A 17,235-nucleotide genomic window follows, 5' to 3' on the forward strand; every position below is an offset into this window, starting at 1 on the left:
AATCTTTGTGAAACCTTTGTGTATCTCTGTGGTAATTATTTCAAACAAAAAATCAGTGTAAACCGGTCAAATCCGTACAATCTGTGGGCTATCACTCTAAGGATGTAAAAGCAGGTTCTTCCCGTGCCATAAAACACTAGGGTTTATCAAAACAATACAGCAAACCCCAGAAACAATCAGGAATTTCAATACATTATGCAAAAGCAGAAACTGTCCTTTCGAATTCGATTTCCATAAATAAATCAGGAAAAACAATAAAACAGCAAAACAGATATAAAAGTAAATATCCATATAGCCCACATCATAAATGTTGATCAGGATATATACCGGAATTACGGTTAGAAATGTTAGAACTGTAATAATTTGTTTAGAAACCGTTTCGTTATAAATGATCGGAATGGTTCTGTAGTTGTTTACCAAATCGCCTTTAAGATTCTCCAGATCTTTTATCATTTCGCGAATAAGCAATAATAAAAATAAGAAAACCGCATGTGCCGAAATCACCATAAAATGACTCATATGATCTTCGATTTCTTCAAACGAAACCTTATTGTAGAAATATAGCAGAATAGCGAAAAAAGGCAGAACAGCCAAAAATGCTGCTGTCAAATTACCAACAATTGGATATTTTTTTATTTTATGAGAGTAAAACCAAATAAGGAAAATATATGCCGAAAAAAACAAAAATGCTCGCCAGGAAACAATCAAAGCCATCAGAACCGCGATAAAATTAAGCGTAAAATAAACCGAAAGCTTAGTTTTCTGACTCACCAATCGATCCAGCATCGATTTGTTTGGGCGATTAATTAAATCCTTCTGACTATCGTAGAAATTATTAATAATATAACCCGAAGCAATTGTAATTGCCGAAGCAAAAACGATTAAAAACAAATTAAAATCAAGTAAAATATCAAGCGCTCTTTTTTCCGGAGCCAATATAAAAATCGCAGATAAATATTGTGCTAAAACAATAATAGGAATGTTGTAACCTCTCACTACTGAGAACAAACTAACAATTTTCATTACTAAAAGTTTATGCTGTCTGCTTAACATTTTTTAAAGTTAGTTTGTGATTTTAATTTAAGGCTTGTTTTAATTTAAAGAAAGTAGTTTAAAAATATTAAAGTTTATCCTTTAACAGTGCTTTCGAACCAAAACCTAATTTCCGAATGCAAGCTAAGGCTTCTTTTTGAGAAATGTTAACTTCTTTGATGTCTTTTTTTTCTACAAAACAAACAGAGCCGCTCCATGGGTTTGGTGCAGCGGGAACAAAGACTGCAAAATTGTTATCGTTTATTTGCTCTATCAAAAAGGCAAATTGCGTTCCTGCATCTGTTGGAACCAGAACGACCTTTAAGTTTTCATTAGATTCCATACCCATAATATTTTCGTTCGTTTTTTTTATGAACGAATAACCGGGAATGAAACTCAAAATTCCGTTTTCGAGTTTTTGAATCAATTTCTTTGCATAAGCTGTTCTGGCAATTAAACCAGCAGTAATACAAATAATGAAAATGATTATTATGGCTACAATCTCCTCAATTGCCAATCCTAAAATCTTCACTTTCGGGAAATGACTTATTATGGGAAGCGTAATTTTCTGAATGATATGATATCCTTTTTCCAGAATAATCAATAACAAAACAATTGGTGCTAAAAACAGAATTCCGCCCAAAAAAGTTGCTTTGATAATCTTTAAAATGCTTTTCATATTAAATAACTTTTAGGGTGATAATTTCTAGAAAAGGATATTCAATAAGCCGGATTTTTTTAAAGAAGTTTAAAATTAGAATTGGTAAACAACTTCTAATTTATAATCTTTTAAAGATACTTTAGCACGTTCTAAGTCTTCAGTAAAGCCAAGAATATAACCACCTCCGCCAGAACCACAAAGTTTTAGGTAATAATCGTTTGTGTCAATTCCGTTTTGCCAGATTCCGTGAAATTGTTCCGGGATCATTGGTTTAAAGTTGTTTAAAACGACTTTTGATAGCTTTTTAGTATTGGTGAACAACGATTTCATGTCGCCATGCAAAAAGTTTTCTACGCAGGCATCAGTATATTTTACAAATTGGTTTTTAAGCATTGCACGGAAACCTTTGTCTTTTAGGTTTTCCATAAAAATGTTGACCATAGGAGCTGTTTCGCCTACAATTCCAGAATCTAATAAAAAGACAGCACCTTTTCCGTCAAAACTTTGAGTCGGAATACCGGTTGCTTCAATATTATCTTTAGAATTAATTAAAATCGGAATACTCAAATAACTGTTTAAAGGATCTAAACCAGAACTTTTTCCGTGGAAAAAACTCTCCATTTGAGCAAAAATATTTTTTAGTTGTAACAGTTTTTCGCGAGTTAAATTCTCTAAAACTGTTATTTTGTGTGTAGCATATTTATCGTAAATAGCTGCAACAAGAGCGCCGCTGCTACCAACTCCGTATCCTTGCGGAATACTTGAGTCAAAATACATTCCGGTTTCGACATCATTTTTTAAACTTACCAAATCAAAAGCAACCAATTCCGGTTGTTCTGTTTGTAAAGTTTCAAGATAAGTTGCAAAACGTTGTAAACTTGCATTTGATGCGATTGCTTCAGCCGAAGGATCTTCGATTTTCTTCAATGCACCATTGTAAAAATTATAAGGAATAGAAAGTCCTTTAGAGTCGCGGATGATTCCGTATTCTCCAAAGAGTAATATTTTTGAGTAAAATAATGGTCCTTTCATGTTTATTTAATGTCTTTCTTTATTTTATTTGGAGTAGAAGATTTTTTATTTAATCCCTTCTCAAGAATCTCTCGAACTTTTCTTATAATTATAGGATTGTTACATTCCATAATCAATTTTATTACTTTGATTTTTTCTGCTTTGATACCCATCAATCAAAATTTTAATTAAAGATACGTAAAATTATAATACAATTGCACCTTCTCCAATTTGGTCGCAAATGTACTGACGATTCTGACAAAATACAACTAATTCGTCCTTAATAAATTGTAATACTTTCTCGCTAACGTTTTCGGGATAAAGGACATGTACATTTGCACCGGCATCAAGCGTAAAACAAACCGGAATTTGGGTTTCATTTCTGAATTTCCAGATCGCATTTATGATCTGCAAAGTGTTTGGTTTCATTAAAATAAAATACGGCATCGATGTCATCATCATAGCATGCAAAGTCAAAGCTTCACTTTCGACCACTTTAATAAATTCATCTAAATTTCCACTTTCAAAAATGGCAATTAATTGATCCAGATTTTCATGTGCCTGAGCAAAACGTCTTTCGGCATAAGGATGATTGTGCATTAAATCATGTCCTACCGTGCTCGAAACTTGTTTTTCGCCTTTATCAACCAATAAAATAGTGTCCTGATAGTTCTTGAAATTCTCATGAATAGTATATGGAAATTCAATCCCAAATAAATCAGAACTTCCTTCAATATTCGCCTGATTTCCCCATGCAACAACATTTCCTTTTACACTTCTGCAAGCGCTTCCAGAACCTAAACGGGCTAAAAATGATGCTTTTTGATAAAAGTATTCATCCGTCATTTCCGGATTTAAAGCTTTTTCTAAACTCATAAAATTCATCGCCAAAGCTGCCATTCCAGATGCAGAAGAAGCAATTCCTGAACTGTGCGGAAACGTATTTTGAGTATCAATTGTAAAATGATAGTCTTTCAAAAAAGGTAAATACACTTCAATTCGTTCTAAAAACTTCTGAATTTTAGGTTTGAAATCTTCTTTTGACTTTCCTTCAAAAAGTAAATCAAATGAAAAATTGTTTGTCGTGCTGAGCGAAGTCGAAGCATCTCTTTTTTCAAATCCCACTTTAGTAATCGTCTTGCAATTATTAAGCGTAAAACTTACAGATGGATTTGCCGGAATTTGATTGTCTTTTTTTCCCCAATATTTTACTAATGCAATATTGCTGGGAGCGCTCCATTCAAAATTTCCGTTTTCGATCGTCGAAGTATATTTTTTAGGAATAAAATCAGTTGCTGTAACCATGAAATATAAAATTTTGGCAAAGATAGTTTTTAAATATTTTTACCATATAAGTTATATAAGAAATTATAAGTTTGGCTTTGATTAAAATGAACTTATATGGTTTAAACTTTCTTTTTAACTATTTTTGACTAAAATTTGAATAGAATGAAATTAAACAAGATCACCAAAATCGTCGTAGCATTAATAATTTGTTTAATGGTTGGGTATTCTGCAAGCATAGTGACCAGGCCAAGTGTTGAAACGTGGTATCCAACAATTATAAAACCAAGTTTTAATCCGCCAAATTGGATTTTTATGCCGGTTTGGACATTGCTTTATATTTTAATGGCAGTCGCAGCAGGATTGGTTTGGGATAAAATAAAGGAACAAAACCAGGAAGTAAAAGTTGCCTTAGGTTTCTTTTTGATTCAATTGACATTGAATGCTATTTGGTCGTATATATTTTTCGGGTTAAAAAATCCCATGTTGGCTTTGATCGAAATTGCATTATTATGGTTAATGATTTACGAAACGTATTTAAAGTTTACCAAAATCAACAAAACTGCAGGTTATTTACTGATTCCCTATATGGCTTGGGTTGCTTTTGCCGGGATTTTGAATGCTAGTATTTGGTGGTTGAACAGATAAAAAAATTAATTTTTAGTTTCTGCTTTTAGTTTCTTAAACATTTCATTTTTAGCATACAAAAAATCCATTGTAGTTAAAATATTATTGTTTTCTATAAGATTTTTAGATCTTGGGTCGGCGTCGCAGAAATCAATAAAAAGATCTTTTTCTTCGGGTTTTAATTTTAAATCGTTAGTAAAGAAAGAGGAAGGAATAGAGGCCGCTACGAGTTTCTTAAAGCTACTATCCTCAGTTTTTTTCTTGAATTCTTCTTTCTTATCATTTTTAAATAGATTAAAAACTCCTTTTCCGATTCGGGAAAAGTCCATCCCATTTGGAATAGTTCCGTCGTAAACACCTGTATATTTTTGTAAAGAAGCGGCATCTTTTTCGAATTTTACTTTATCCAGATCTTGTTGGGAAATTTTAAATGGCTCAAGTTTCATGTTGGTTACTATAACTTCATCTAATTCTTCAGGTCTTGGAATCATGTTGACAATAATATTATTTTTATCAATGTTTTCCTGGGATATTTTTAATCTTGTAAAAAAGTGATTTTTATGAAAGAAAAGTAAACTATCCTTAGGTCTAACCAAAATTGAAAAGTCTCCTAAATAATCGGTTGTTGTACTGGTTTTGGCTGTTTTATTGATAACTTCTACTTTTTTGAGAGGGAAATTATTAGATAATACCTTTCCCTGGATTAACTTTTCTGTTTGAGAAATAGAAAGCTGATACGTTAAAAAAGAAATTATAGTGAGCAATTTTACTTTCATGAATGAATTTTAGTTTTTAAATCCTGTATTTAACTTTTTAAACTCTTCATTTTTAGCATATAGAAAGTCTATCAATTCCAAATCATTTGATTTTTCTAAAAGTGTTTTAGATTTTGGATCGGCATTACAAAAGTTTAAGAAAATTTCTTTTTCTTCGGGGTTTATTTTTAAATTTTTGATGAAAAAATCTGGAGGACAAGAAGCGATGGCAAGTTTCTTAAAATGATCGTCACGTGGCTCAATCTTTTTCTTCGGTTTGTCAAAAATAGGGTAAATAATATTTATAGCATTTTTAATTTTACCATCATAAACAGTAACCTTGTTAGTAACATCATCAAATTGCTTGCGAATTTTGATTTTATTTATTTCTTCTCTGTCATTGGCGATTTTTTTAAGTTCAGTTTTTTTAAAAATAGATCTGGAAACTACAACATTCTCCAATTCCTCGGCTTTTTGAGTCATCTCAACAATGAGATAGCTTTTTTCCAGATCTTTCAAAGTTAGCTTCAATCTTGTAAATAAATAATCCTTTGAAAAAAACAATAGACTGTCCTGCTCTTTTGCTAAAATAGAAAACTCTCCCAATTCATTTGTTCTCGTACTTGTTTTGGCGGTTTTGTTTATAACCTCAACTTTATTAAGCGGATAATCTTTAGAAATAACTTTTCCGTAAAGCAGTTTTTCTGTTTGAGAAATAGAAAGCTGGTAAGTTAAAAAAGAAATTGTGGTAAGCAGTTTTACTTTCATTTGAAAAGTTTTTTTAATCTTTTTTAATTTTTAAGTTCCGTTTTCAGTTTCTGGAATTCTATGTTTTTAGCATATAAAAAATCCATTGTTGTTAGGATATTGTTGTGATCTAAAATCATTTTCGATTTAGGATCAGCATCGCATAGTTCTATAAATAATTCTTTTTCTTCTGGTTTAAGTTTTAAATCTTTAGTAAAAAAATCTTCTGGAATTGAAGCTGCTAATTTTTTAAAATCAACTTTAGAAACTTTCTTTTTGGGTGTATCTTTTTCTTTTTTAAATAAATCAGCAATAAAGCCGCCTACTGCAATAAAATTCATACCATTTACAATACTTCCGTCGTAAACTCCAGTATATTTATGCAAAGAAGCAGAAGGGAATACAGTAGAACCTACACCCGCGGCACCAACATGGGGAAATTTGATGTTTGTAATTACAACTTCCTCTAATTCTTCGGGTTTTAAAATCATATTTACAACAATATCATTCTTGTTAAGGTCTGTTTGAGTAAGTTTTATTCTTTTGAAGAAATAATCTTTCGAGAAAAATATCAAACTGTCTTTAGCATTAACTAAAATGGAGAATTCTCCCAATTCATTAGTGGTGGTGCTTATCTTAGATGTTTTATTGATTACTTCTACATTTTTAAGCGCAAACGTTTCAGATAAAACTTTGCCCTTTAATAGCTTTTCTGTTTGAGAAATAGAAAGTTGGCAGGTAAAAAAAGAAATTGTGGTGAGTAATTTTACTTTCATCTAATGGTATTTAGCTAAAAGTAAAATTATTAGAATTGTCTTAACGAAAACTTATCGAATCTGTAAATTCTTGTTAATTATAGTTTACTCACAAAGTTTTCCAATTCATCATTATTTACTAAAACAGGACCATGTCCAAAACAAAGTATTTTAGGTTTTAAAGAAGCCAGCTTTTTAATCGATTCTCTATTTTTTTGCTGATTATTTGTAAACAGACTTGGCGGTTCATGCAAACCAACAATTGTAGTTAATAAATTCATATTGGTCATAACATCCCCAACAATAAGAACGCCATCAAATTCCCTGAAAAAAGATAAATGACCGCTGGAATGCCCCGGAGTTTCAATAACGGTAAATCCGGCAATACTGTCTCCTTCTTTTAATGTATGAGAAACGGGATGTCCTTTTCCTGCCCAGAATTTCTTTTGGAATTTTGAAATAATATGATTCGGATTTGGGTATTCAGAAATGACATTTCCGTTTTCTGCGGCTTGTTTTTCTGGTTCACTGCACCAAAGCGGAATATTCAACCTCTCGCAAATAATTTTACTGCTTCCCTGATGGTCCGCATGAGCGTGAGTTAATACGTGTTTGGTTATTGTCTTATTTTTTAGAGCATTCAAAATGATATTTCCGGAACTTCCAATTCCGGCATCAATAAGTACATCTTCAATTACATAACAATTAATACCGTTGCGGGGAAATAAAGGAATTTGGTAAACATCCCTGGCTATATTCTTCATCTTTTCAAATTTTATATTTGCAAAGATTTGAATTCAGTTCTTCAATCTACTTGATAAATGTTAAGAAATGTTTTGACGAATTCTGCTCAAAGATTCGGGTGTAATTCCTAAAAAGGAAGCTATATAAATTAAAGGCGTTCGCTGTATTATTTTGGATGGAGCCGATTCTAAAAAAGTTGCATATTTTTCTTTCGCCGGAATCATCTGTAATTTTAAAACGCGATCTGCCATGCAAAGGTAATTTTGCTCAGCAAGAATTCTGCCTACACGTTCCCAATTTGGAATTTCAGCATATAAATACTGCATTTTTTCATGACGGATCGAAAGTACTTCGCAATCCTCAATACATTGAATGTTTTCAAAAGATGTGGTTTGATTGATAAAACTGGAATATGAAGCAATAAAACCGTCGTCACAACTCAGATAAGTAGTGATTTCTTTTCCGTCTTTTAAATAATAAACACGGGCTAATCCTTCAACAATAAAAAAGAGTTTGTTACTGATTTTTCCAATAGAAGAAAGATCCGCTCTGGCATCAAATCTTTCATATTCAAAACAAGAATTAATTTTTTCAATTTCCTTTTCAGAAAACGATGCGATCGATAGTATTTGTTTTTTTAAGGAAGGGTGCATGTTTATAATAATTCTATTAATTCCGAAGCATTATTCAGTATTACTTTTGCGCCGCTGCTTTTCAATTCTTTTTCTGTTCTGTAGCCCCATGTAACCCCAACAGGAAACATATTGGCATTAATTGCAGTTTGCATATCAATATCCGAATCTCCTACGAAAAGAATCTCTTCGGGTTTTAAATTCCATTTTTTACTGATTTCAATCGCTTCAAACGGATTAGGTTTCTTTAGCTCTTCTGTATTTAAACCAATTGCAGTATCAAAATGATTTGGAAATACTTCTGTTGCGATCTTTTTGGTCAGTTCATCGGCTTTGTTAGAGAAAACAGCCATTTTGATGTTTTGTGAGGTCAGGTTTTTTAGCAACTCGACGATTCCATCGTATGGTTTTGTTTTCAGTGTACAGATTTCTCGGTATTCGTTAATCATACATTCAAAACAAATTTCGATTTGTTCGTCTGAGTTATTTGTTGCGGGCAGTGCTTTGCTAACCAAATTTCGTAAACCGCTTCCAATAAAATATTGATAAGTTTCGTATGTATGAGTGGGATAATTTAGACCTGTAAGAACGGTATTCATTGCATCTGAAATGTCTTCTAATGAGTTTACTAACGTTCCGTCTAAATCAAAAATAATTCCTTTAAATTTCATTGTATTATATATTATTGGCTAAAATAAACCCGCTTGTCCAGGCATTTTGGAAATTGAAACCTCCCGTTATGGCATCGATATTAACGATTTCTCCGGCAAAATAAAGGTTTTGATGCAATTTGCTTTCCATGGTTTTAAAATTAATTTCTTTCAAATCGATTCCGCCTGCAGTTACAAATTCTTCTTTGAAAGTACTTTTTCCGTTTACTTTAAATTCGGCTTTTGTAAGTTGAGAAGTTAAATTTTGCAATTGAATTTTAGATAAATCGGCCCATTTTGTTTCCGCTTCGATTCCTGATGCTAAAACCAGACTTTCCCACAAACGATTCGGGAATTCGAAAGGTGATTTTTTAGAAACGGCTTTTTTAGCATGTTCCTGTTTTAAGTCTTTCAGGATTTTCTCGGCATCTTCAGGATCAACATCATTTAACCAATTTACATAGATTGTAAACTGATAATTTTTATCGAATAAAGTACGAGCTCCCCATGCCGAAAGTTTCAAAATTGCAGGACCGCTCATTCCCCAATGCGTGATCAATAAAGGTCCGGTCGATTCGAGTTTGGTATCTTTTACGTTTATGGTAACTTGTGCAGCAACGCCTGGTAATTCTTTTATACGGGAATCTTTGATGTTGAAAGTAAATAGGGAAGGGACAGGACTCACAATGGCGTGTCCTTGTGTTTGTAACATTTCCCAAATTTTCGGGTTACTTCCTGTTGCCAGAACTAATTTTTCGGTAGCGTAATTTTCATCCTGAGTATCAATTTTCCAATGATTTTCAGCGTTAAAAATCGATTGTACACTTTGTCCCGTCAGGACTTTAATACCTAATTTTCCGGTTGCTTCTAAGAAACAATCTATTATGGTTTGAGAAGAATTTGAGACTGGGAACATTCTGCCATCGTCTTCGATTTTAAGTTCTACTCCATGTTTTTCGAACCATTCGATAGTATCTCCCGAACAAAATTGATGGAAAGGTCCACGAAGTTCTTTCTCTCCACGCGGATAAAATTTGACCAATTCATTCGGTTCAAAACAAGCGTGGGTTACATTACATCTTCCGCCGCCGGAAACACGGACTTTAGAAAGTACTTCTTTTCCTCTTTCTAAAATGGCAATTTTTAGTTTCGGATTTTTCTCTGCAATATTAATTGCTGTAAAAAAACCTGCAGCGCCTCCGCCAACAATTATTATGTCGAAATTTTTGATCATATTTTATTTTTTTACCACTGATTTTTTTGCCACGAATTGCACGAATTAGCGCAAATTTTAAATGTTGTGGTTTTTTCTTTTTTTGCCACAGATTTCACAGATTAAAAGGATTGGAAAATCTGTGAAATCTGTGGCTATTCTTTTAATTATAATCTATCCGGAAAATCACTGATGATTCCGTCTACATTATAGCTTTTTATTCTTTGAATGTCTTCTTCTTTGTCAACTGTCCAGGGTAAAACAAGAAATCCTTTTTCTTGTATTTGTTTTACGTTTTCAGCATTCAATAACTGATAATCGGGATTAATGGCTTCTGCTTGTATTAATTCGGCGAAAGCCAAAGCTTTATCTATATCTTCTTCGGTTAAAACTCCAATTGCAATATTTGAATTTAGATTTGATGTTTCTTGTAGCATATTCCATTCAAAACTAGAAACGATGAAATGACCGTAATTCCAGTTTTTATCAGCAATATATTCTTCGATTAAGGCAACAACTTTATCAGCAGTTCCTAAACCTTTTAATTCGATATTGATAAGGCATTTTTTGTTTACCAAATCAAATACTTCGTTTAAAGTTGGTATTTGATATTCTCCATCAATTAAAAACGTCTGTAATTCAGCTAAAGAAAAACTGTTTACCAAACCTTTGCCGTTGGTCGTTCTGTCGATGGTTTCATCGTGAATGACTATAATATGTCCGTCAGAACTAAGGTGAACATCGAGTTCGATTCCGTCAGCACTTAGGTCTAATGCTTTTTGAAAAGACTTTAGCGTATTCTCAGGTTCGTATCCTTTGGCACCGCGATGAGCTATTTTTAGCATGTATGGAGAGTTTAACCGTTTAACCGCAAAGGTCGCAAAGTTTTACGCAAAGGTCGCAAGGATTAGAAAAAAAGTTAGCCACAGATTAAAAAGATTAGCGCAGATTTTTAAAATCATTTTAATCGTTTTAATCTGTGGCTAAAAAACCTTGCGACCTTTGCGAATGTCTTAGCGTTCGTTGCGGTTAAGCAAGTTCCAATAAAACAAGTCCAAATTCAGAATGTACAAATGCTTTTCCGTCCTGAACTTCTGTTTCTTCACCAGAAAAAGTATCTCGTAGTTTAGTTCCATCCTGAAAAATAGATGCTACGGGAAGTTCTTTTAGACCAAGGCCAAGATCTAAACCAATTATAACCTGATCGGTATAATTTCCATTTGTATAACTTCTCGAAAATATATATGGTTTTGCCGAAATCAGGTTGTGTATTCCTGCGCCAACTGCGGGATGATTTCTTCGAAATTGCCCTAGTTTTTGCCAATGCCACAATATTCTTTGTGTTTCAGGATTGTTTTGAATATCATCCCAGTTCATGAAAGATCGCAAAGTAGCATCGCCTTGTGTACCTTCTATAATTAGAGCGCGACCAGATTCGTCACCATAATACACCTGTGACATTCCGGGAGAAAGCAACAATTTGGTTCCTGATTCGAAAGTTCGGTTACGATGCGCATCAAAAGGATCGGGATCATCGTGCGACGATACGTAATTAAGAACGCTATATCCTTTTAATTCATTTTGAAGTTTGGCTGAATATTTAGAAAATATCGCTTCATAATCGTTTTGAGCATCCAGTTTAAATTCAAAATTGATCATGCTGTTGAAGCCATGTTCAAAATAATTTACTTTTCGATCCCCAAAATCATAATCTTGTCCACTGCTGATTTCATAACCATAAACTTCAGCAATGGTATAAAATGGGTTTTGATCTAAAACCTGTAAAGGATGGTGTTTTTTCCAGGTTTCAAAAGCGTAGTCACATTCTTTTTTAAAATCGAGCCAAACAATTTCTTCAGTATGTTTTACAGTATCGCATCTGTAACCGTCAATTCCAAATTCCAGAATATAATCGGTTAACCATTTTATGATATAATATTTGGGCGTTCGGGGATAGCCGGTTCTTCTGAAAAATTCATTGATTGAAGCAATTTCTTTTTCATAGCGGCCTTCTTTGTTCCATTTTTCGATTAAAAAAAAGGGTATTGGTACTTCCTGATCACTTTCGGTTCTCACATCCGGAAGATTATCTACTAATGTACACATTGTAGTATTTTCGAATGATTTGTAATCACAAACAACTCCGGTTCTTACCCAGTCTTCCGGCCACATTGGATCTTCGGGAGTTACAGGTCCGGTGTGGTTTATCACGCCGTCAAGCATGATTCTGATGCCTTTTTCGTGCGCTTTTTTAACCAAATTGGCTAAATCTTCTTTTGTTCCGAAGTTAGGATCTAAAGACGTCCAGTCTCTTGCCCAATAACCGTGATAGCCATAACTAAGTCCGGTTCCTTCGTCGACGCCATCGTGAATTTGCTCTACAATTGGCGTAAGCCAAATAACATTTATTCCTAATTCATTAAAGTAACCTTCGTCTATTTTTTTGATAATTCCGATAAGATCTCCACCTTCAAAACCGCGTAATTTTCCGGGAGTTTTGGTTCGGTTAAAGTTTAAATCGTTTGAAGTATCTCCGTTATAAAAACGATCGGTAAGTAAAAAGTAAACATTTGCTCCTTCCCAAACGAAAGGAACTTTCAAAGTATTGTCATTATCCATTGCAACTGATTTAAGCCAGAATATTAAAGATAAAAAAAGGAAAGCTTATTTTTTGGATTATTTTAAATTTAACATGTATTTGTAATTTGTAGAAAAAAGTTAGCCACGAATTCACGAATTATTGTTTTATAGTGTTGTGAATCCTGTGTGTAAATTTTAAACACATAGAAACATAGGTTTTTATTCTTTCGATTTAGATCAAAATAAATGACAAATCATTTAAACATAGCTATTAGGTAAAAAAAAACGCTACGAATTCACAAATTATTGTTTAATAAAATTCGTGAACTCGTGGCGAAAAAAAAATAATAGCCACAGATTAAATGATTAACACAGATTAAAAAAAATCATTTTAATCTTTTAATCTGTGGCTAAAAAACTTTGCTTGCAATAGCTTATTCTAATTCTAAAACAACAGCTGATTTTGGTTCTAAACTAATTTCAGAAGCTAAATCGAATGTTTTTCCAGTCAAAACATCTTTACCGGATTTAAAGTTTTTGATGTTTTCTTTAAAACGATTTGTTTTGATAGTTTGTGCTGTAGCGTTGTTATTGAAAACGACCATTACTGTTTTAGCATCGGTATATCTAAAATAAACATACGTGTTGTTTTCCGGAATATAGTGTGTCATTTTCCCGAAATGAACAGCTTCATTTGTTTTTCTCCAGTTGAATAATTTTGAAGTAAAATCAAAGTATTTGGCCTGATCAGCGGTTCGTCCTGTTGTGGTAAACGCGTTGTTTTTATCACCGGCCCATCCGCCAGGAAAGTCCTGACGAATGTCTGCGTCGCCACCTTTGCCTTTGTCGCCGCCCATTCCAATTTCTGAACCATAATACAATTGCGGAATTCCACGAACTGTAGCCAATAAAGTCATGGCCAGTTTGTATTTTGGAAAATCGTATTTAAGCTTATCATTCATACGATCTGTGTCATGATTTTCGGCAAAAACCAAAATATTATTTGGGTTTGGATATAAAAAATCCATTGCAAAATTGTTGTAGAATTTAATCATTCCGTTGTCCCAGCTTGGTTGATCTTCGCTGAAAGCAGATGTAACCTGACTTTGAAGTGTAAAATCCATTACACTTGGTAAATTCGAATTGTAATTTTCAATCGCGCCAATTTTACTGTCTTTTTGCCAATATGCTAAATTCGCCTGATTGTGCATCCAGATCTCACCCACAATATTAAAGTTAGGGTATTCATTTGTAATTGATTTTGCCCAATTTGCCATAGCTGTTTGATCAGAATAATTATAAGTATCTACTCTAAATCCGTCAAGATCTGCATATTCAATCCACCAAATAGCATTTTGCGTTAAGTATTTTGCAACTAAAGGATTTCTTAGGTTTAAATCCGGCATAGAAGGCACAAACCATCCATCGACACAAACTTCCTGATCTATTTTTGAAGCGTGAATATCAGTAATAACTTCACGACGGTGATGTGTTTGTGTGAAAGTTTCGAATTGATTGAACCAGGTTTTAGTTGGCATATCTTTGATCATCCAATGCGTGATTCCCCAGTGATTGGTCACATAATCCATAACCAGTTTCATGTCTTTTTTGTGCATTTCGGCAGCCAAACGAACATAATCTTCATTGGTTCCGTAACGAGGATCTATTTTATAAACATCAGATTGTCCGTAAGTATGATACGAATGTTGTTTGTCGTTGTCTTCGCATAAAGGCGTGTTCCAGATTGTGGTTGCACCAAGAGAAGAAATATAATCTAAGTTTTTGATAATTCCTTCGATATCTCCACCGTGACGGCCGCTTGGATCCTGACGATTTCCTTTTTCTGTTAAAGCAGCATTGCTGTCATTTTTCGGATTTCCGTTTGCAAAACGATCCGGCATAATCAAATACATCATATCCGATGCATCGTAACTTTTTCTGTTTGCTGAATTTGCTCTTCTTTCTTTAAGCGAATATTTCTGCGTAAAAGCAACTTTGTTTTTGGTTTTGAAAGAGAAAACCAATTCAGAAGCTTTTAAATTTTGTGTGTCAATTGTAACAAAAAGGTAGTTTGGATTTTCTGTTTTCTCTACATTTTTAATCACCACATTGTTTGAAACCGAAGCTTCATATTGTGCAATATTTTTTCCGTAGAACATGATTTGCAGTTCCGGATTTTTCATTCCGGCGTACCAAAATGGCGGCTCTACTTTCTGGATTTGCGCTTTCGCGGAAGCGGAAAACAATAAAACGAATAAAATTATTGTATAGAATGAATGGTTGAGGTTTAATGTTATTTTTTGGATATTCATAGTAAAGAAGAATTTAAACCATATAAAAAATGTAAGAACACTTAAGAAAAAAACTGAGAGATTTTAATTTTAAATGAACTTACATTTTATAAGATTAATTAATTATTTATTTGGTTTCGATAATACTAATAGCATAACCTCCGCCTGGAGCAGATAACTGCGATAATTTTGATTTGTTTGTTAAAGCAATTTTTTTGATGGTATAAGCTTGCGGATTTGTTTTGTAATGTGCATCTTTTGCATCAGCATAAATTGTAGCCGTATATTTTTTACCTTTTTCAAGGAAACTGAAATCGATGTTTGATGTACGAGGAGTTTCTCCGTTTACGTTTCCTACGAACCAGTTATTTGTTCCTTTTGCTTTACGGGCAACAGTGATAAAATCGCCTGGCTCAGCTTCGATATATTTACTTTCTGACCAATCTACAGCAACATCTTTAATGAATTGGAATGCATCAGGGAAACGGTTGTAGTTCTCAGGAGTATCTGCCGCCATTTGCAATGGGCTGTACATTGTAACGTATAAAGCCAATTGATTTGCAATCGTACTATTTACATGAGATTTGTTATCAGGATTCATTTTACTGATATCCATTTCGAAGATTCCAGGAGTATAATCCATTGGTCCGCCAATTAAACGAGTAAATGGTAAAACTGTTACATGATTTGGTTTAGAACCTCCAAAAGCTTGATATTCTGTTCCTCTTGCAGACTCGTTTCCAATTAAGTTAGGATATGTTCTCGCAATTCCTGTTGGGCGAACTGCTTCGTGAGCATTTACCATAATTTTATAATCAGCTGCTTTTTCGATTGCATATTGATAGTGATTTACGATCCATTGATTGTAATGGTTTTCACCGCGAGGTAAAATATCTCCAACATAACCGCTTTTTACAGCATCATATCCGTTGTCATTCATGAATTTATAAGCAGCATCCATGTGACGCTCGTAATTACGAACAGAACCTGAAGTTTCGTGGTGCATGATAATTTTTACACCTTTAGATTTTGCATATTCGTGTAAACCTTTTACATCAAAATCAGGATAAGGCGTTACGAAATCAAAAACATAATCTTTTGAGTGACCAAACCAGTCTTCCCAACCTTCGTTCCATCCTTCAACCAAAACAGCATCGAAACCATTTGCAGCAGCAAAATCAATGTATTTTTTTACGTTAGCGTTTGTTGCTCCGTGAGTTCCGTTTGGTTTTGCTTTAGAAAAATCAGAAACACCCAATTGAACTGTTGGAAAATCGTTTGTGTATGACCAAGAGCTTTTTCCTGTAATCATTTCCCACCAAACACCAATATATTTTACCGGTTTAATCCACGAAGTATTTTCAATTTTAGATGGATTGTTTAAGTTATAAGTCATTTTTGAAGCTAAGATTTCTCTTGCGTCATCACTTACCATAATAGTTCTCCAAGGAGAATGACTTGGTGCTTGCATGTATCCTTTGTCGCCTTTTGCATCCGGTGTTAACCAAGAAGTAAAAGTCATGGTTTTATCATCAAGATTCAAGTGCATACAAGAATAGTTGATCAAAGCTGCTTCGTGTAAGTTGATGTATAAACCATCATTTGTTTTTAACATTAAAGCAGTCTGAACTCCTGTTGGAGAAAAAGATTTTTGCGAAACATTTGCTGTAAATGCTTTTTCAGATAAACCTCTGATTTCAGATAATTTAGATTTTGTATAATCATATTCCTGAGTATCATAATCTCCCGGAATCCAAAAAGCTGTGTGGTCGCCCGCCATAGCAAATTGAGATCTCTCTTCCTTGATAATGAAATAGGTAAGGTTTTTTTGAGTTGGAAATTCGTATCTAAATCCAAGTCCGTCATCGAACAAACGGAAACGAATTACGATTTGTCTGTCGGTTCCTTTTTGATTTAAAGTTACAGCCAATTCATTATAATGATTTCTAATTTTGTCTACTTCGCCCCAAACTGGTTTCCAGGTTTCATCAAAAGTGGAAGTTTTAGAATCAACAACTGTAAAATCATTCAATAAAGATTTTTTATCATCTTTTAGTTCAAGACCTAATTTACTGGTTTTGATAACCTCTTTGTTCTTGTATTTCAGATTATAAGTTGGAGTTCCGTCGTTTTGAAGCGAAAATTCCATTACGAACTTGCCTTCGGGTGATTTTAATTGTTGTGCTTCTGCAATGGAGCTAAAAGCAAACAAGATTAAACTTGCGAAAAATAAGTTTTTCATGTTTTTTAGTT

General features: G+C 33.5%; 17 protein-coding genes. 1 reads left to right on the plus strand and 16 read right to left on the minus strand.

The genetic code is table 11. The annotated features are described in order from the left end of the window. Positions 1-96: 96 nt before the first annotated feature. From LNP81_RS07655 to LNP81_RS07675, 5 genes are all read right to left on the minus strand, one after another. Positions 97-1,053 (minus strand): geranylgeranylglycerol-phosphate geranylgeranyltransferase, encoded by a 957-nt coding sequence (locus LNP81_RS07655; protein WP_230034730.1) that lies wholly within the window; start codon positions 1,051-1,053, stop codon positions 97-99. A gap of 67 nt (positions 1,054-1,120) precedes the next feature. Beyond that, positions 1,121-1,711 (minus strand): DUF502 domain-containing protein, encoded by a 591-nt coding sequence (locus tag LNP81_RS07660; protein ID WP_230034732.1) that lies wholly within the window; start codon positions 1,709-1,711, stop codon positions 1,121-1,123. 75 nt (positions 1,712-1,786) lie between these two features. Next, positions 1,787-2,725 carry a mevalonate kinase family protein gene (locus tag LNP81_RS07665; protein ID WP_230034734.1) on the minus strand — a complete coding sequence of 313 codons (939 nt, stop codon included), beginning with the start codon at positions 2,723-2,725 and terminating at the stop codon, positions 1,787-1,789. A gap of 2 nt (positions 2,726-2,727) precedes the next feature. Then, positions 2,728-2,877, minus strand: a complete 150-nt coding sequence (locus LNP81_RS07670) for a hypothetical protein (RefSeq protein WP_230034736.1) — start codon at positions 2,875-2,877, stop codon at positions 2,728-2,730. A 31-nt stretch (positions 2,878-2,908) separates the two neighbouring features. Next, on the minus strand, positions 2,909-4,009 hold the full coding sequence (locus tag LNP81_RS07675; RefSeq protein ID WP_230034738.1) for a diphosphomevalonate decarboxylase: 1,101 nt from the start codon (positions 4,007-4,009) through the stop codon (positions 2,909-2,911). Positions 4,010-4,153: 144 nt separating this feature from the next. Between LNP81_RS07675 and LNP81_RS07680 the strand changes: the two genes are divergently transcribed. After that, entirely contained in the window at positions 4,154-4,636 is a 483-nt protein-coding gene (locus tag LNP81_RS07680; RefSeq protein ID WP_121322650.1) for a TspO/MBR family protein, read from the plus strand. 5 nt (positions 4,637-4,641) lie between these two features. On the opposite strand, the gene LNP81_RS07685 is transcribed toward LNP81_RS07680, so the two are convergent. The 11 genes from LNP81_RS07685 to LNP81_RS07735 form a co-directional block, all read right to left on the minus strand. Continuing rightward, a complete protein-coding gene (locus LNP81_RS07685) occupies positions 4,642-5,391 on the minus strand; it encodes a hypothetical protein (RefSeq protein WP_230034740.1) in 750 nt (249 codons plus the stop codon). A 9-nt stretch (positions 5,392-5,400) separates the two neighbouring features. Beyond that, a complete protein-coding gene (locus tag LNP81_RS07690; RefSeq protein WP_230034742.1) occupies positions 5,401-6,138 on the minus strand; it encodes a hypothetical protein in 738 nt (245 codons plus the stop codon). Positions 6,139-6,161: 23 nt separating this feature from the next. Continuing rightward, positions 6,162-6,893 (minus strand): hypothetical protein, encoded by a 732-nt coding sequence (locus LNP81_RS07695; RefSeq protein WP_230034743.1) that lies wholly within the window; start codon positions 6,891-6,893, stop codon positions 6,162-6,164. Positions 6,894-6,970: 77 nt separating this feature from the next. Then, positions 6,971-7,636 carry an MBL fold metallo-hydrolase gene (locus tag LNP81_RS07700; protein ID WP_230034745.1) on the minus strand — a complete coding sequence of 222 codons (666 nt, stop codon included), beginning with the start codon at positions 7,634-7,636 and terminating at the stop codon, positions 6,971-6,973. A gap of 60 nt (positions 7,637-7,696) precedes the next feature. Further along, on the minus strand, positions 7,697-8,269 hold the full coding sequence (locus LNP81_RS07705; protein ID WP_230034747.1) for a Crp/Fnr family transcriptional regulator: 573 nt from the start codon (positions 8,267-8,269) through the stop codon (positions 7,697-7,699). A gap of 2 nt (positions 8,270-8,271) precedes the next feature. Further along, positions 8,272-8,919 (minus strand): HAD family hydrolase, encoded by a 648-nt coding sequence (locus LNP81_RS07710; RefSeq protein ID WP_230034748.1) that lies wholly within the window; start codon positions 8,917-8,919, stop codon positions 8,272-8,274. A gap of 4 nt (positions 8,920-8,923) precedes the next feature. Then, positions 8,924-10,132, minus strand: a complete 1,209-nt coding sequence (locus LNP81_RS07715; RefSeq protein ID WP_230034750.1) for a BaiN/RdsA family NAD(P)/FAD-dependent oxidoreductase — start codon at positions 10,130-10,132, stop codon at positions 8,924-8,926. Between the two features lie 146 nt (positions 10,133-10,278). After that, positions 10,279-10,956 (minus strand): glycerophosphodiester phosphodiesterase, encoded by a 678-nt coding sequence (locus LNP81_RS07720; protein ID WP_230034752.1) that lies wholly within the window; start codon positions 10,954-10,956, stop codon positions 10,279-10,281. 184 nt (positions 10,957-11,140) lie between these two features. After that, entirely contained in the window at positions 11,141-12,730 is a 1,590-nt protein-coding gene (locus tag LNP81_RS07725; protein WP_230034754.1) for an alpha-amylase family glycosyl hydrolase, read from the minus strand. Positions 12,731-13,125: 395 nt separating this feature from the next. Beyond that, on the minus strand, positions 13,126-15,003 hold the full coding sequence (locus LNP81_RS07730; RefSeq protein ID WP_230034756.1) for a glycoside hydrolase family 13 protein: 1,878 nt from the start codon (positions 15,001-15,003) through the stop codon (positions 13,126-13,128). A gap of 106 nt (positions 15,004-15,109) precedes the next feature. Continuing rightward, a complete protein-coding gene (locus tag LNP81_RS07735; protein ID WP_230034758.1) occupies positions 15,110-17,224 on the minus strand; it encodes a glycoside hydrolase family 97 protein in 2,115 nt (704 codons plus the stop codon). Positions 17,225-17,235 lie beyond the last annotated feature (11 nt).

Source organism: Flavobacterium piscisymbiosum (assembly GCF_020905295.1).
Classification (GTDB): Bacteria; Bacteroidota; Bacteroidia; order Flavobacteriales; family Flavobacteriaceae; genus Flavobacterium; species Flavobacterium piscisymbiosum.

Bases quoted from the DNA above. Each gene is read 5' to 3' on its own strand.
- LNP81_RS07690 (WP_230034742.1), bottom strand. From the start codon at position 6,138: ATGAAAGTAAAACTGCTTACCACAATTTCTTTTTTAACTTACCAGCTT.
- LNP81_RS07700 (WP_230034745.1), bottom strand. From the start codon at position 7,636: ATGAAGAATATAGCCAGGGATGTTTACCAAATTCCTTTATTTCCCCGC.
- LNP81_RS07720 (WP_230034752.1), bottom strand. From the start codon at position 10,956: ATGCTAAAAATAGCTCATCGCGGTGCCAAAGGATACGAACCTGAGAAT.
- LNP81_RS07705 (WP_230034747.1), bottom strand. From the start codon at position 8,269: ATGCACCCTTCCTTAAAAAAACAAATACTATCGATCGCATCGTTTTCT.
- LNP81_RS07655 (WP_230034730.1), bottom strand. From the start codon at position 1,053: ATGTTAAGCAGACAGCATAAACTTTTAGTAATGAAAATTGTTAGTTTG.
- LNP81_RS07735 (WP_230034758.1), bottom strand. From the start codon at position 17,224: ATGAAAAACTTATTTTTCGCAAGTTTAATCTTGTTTGCTTTTAGCTCC.
- LNP81_RS07695 (WP_230034743.1), bottom strand. From the start codon at position 6,893: ATGAAAGTAAAATTACTCACCACAATTTCTTTTTTTACCTGCCAACTT.
- LNP81_RS07670 (WP_230034736.1), bottom strand. From the start codon at position 2,877: ATGGGTATCAAAGCAGAAAAAATCAAAGTAATAAAATTGATTATGGAA.
- LNP81_RS07710 (WP_230034748.1), bottom strand. From the start codon at position 8,919: ATGAAATTTAAAGGAATTATTTTTGATTTAGACGGAACGTTAGTAAAC.
- LNP81_RS07665 (WP_230034734.1), bottom strand. From the start codon at position 2,725: ATGAAAGGACCATTATTTTACTCAAAAATATTACTCTTTGGAGAATAC.
- LNP81_RS07730 (WP_230034756.1), bottom strand. From the start codon at position 15,003: ATGAATATCCAAAAAATAACATTAAACCTCAACCATTCATTCTATACA.
- LNP81_RS07660 (WP_230034732.1), bottom strand. From the start codon at position 1,711: ATGAAAAGCATTTTAAAGATTATCAAAGCAACTTTTTTGGGCGGAATT.
- LNP81_RS07680 (WP_121322650.1), top strand. From the start codon at position 4,154: ATGAAATTAAACAAGATCACCAAAATCGTCGTAGCATTAATAATTTGT.
- LNP81_RS07685 (WP_230034740.1), bottom strand. From the start codon at position 5,391: ATGAAAGTAAAATTGCTCACTATAATTTCTTTTTTAACGTATCAGCTT.
- LNP81_RS07715 (WP_230034750.1), bottom strand. From the start codon at position 10,132: ATGATCAAAAATTTCGACATAATAATTGTTGGCGGAGGCGCTGCAGGT.
- LNP81_RS07675 (WP_230034738.1), bottom strand. From the start codon at position 4,009: ATGGTTACAGCAACTGATTTTATTCCTAAAAAATATACTTCGACGATC.
- LNP81_RS07725 (WP_230034754.1), bottom strand. From the start codon at position 12,730: ATGGATAATGACAATACTTTGAAAGTTCCTTTCGTTTGGGAAGGAGCA.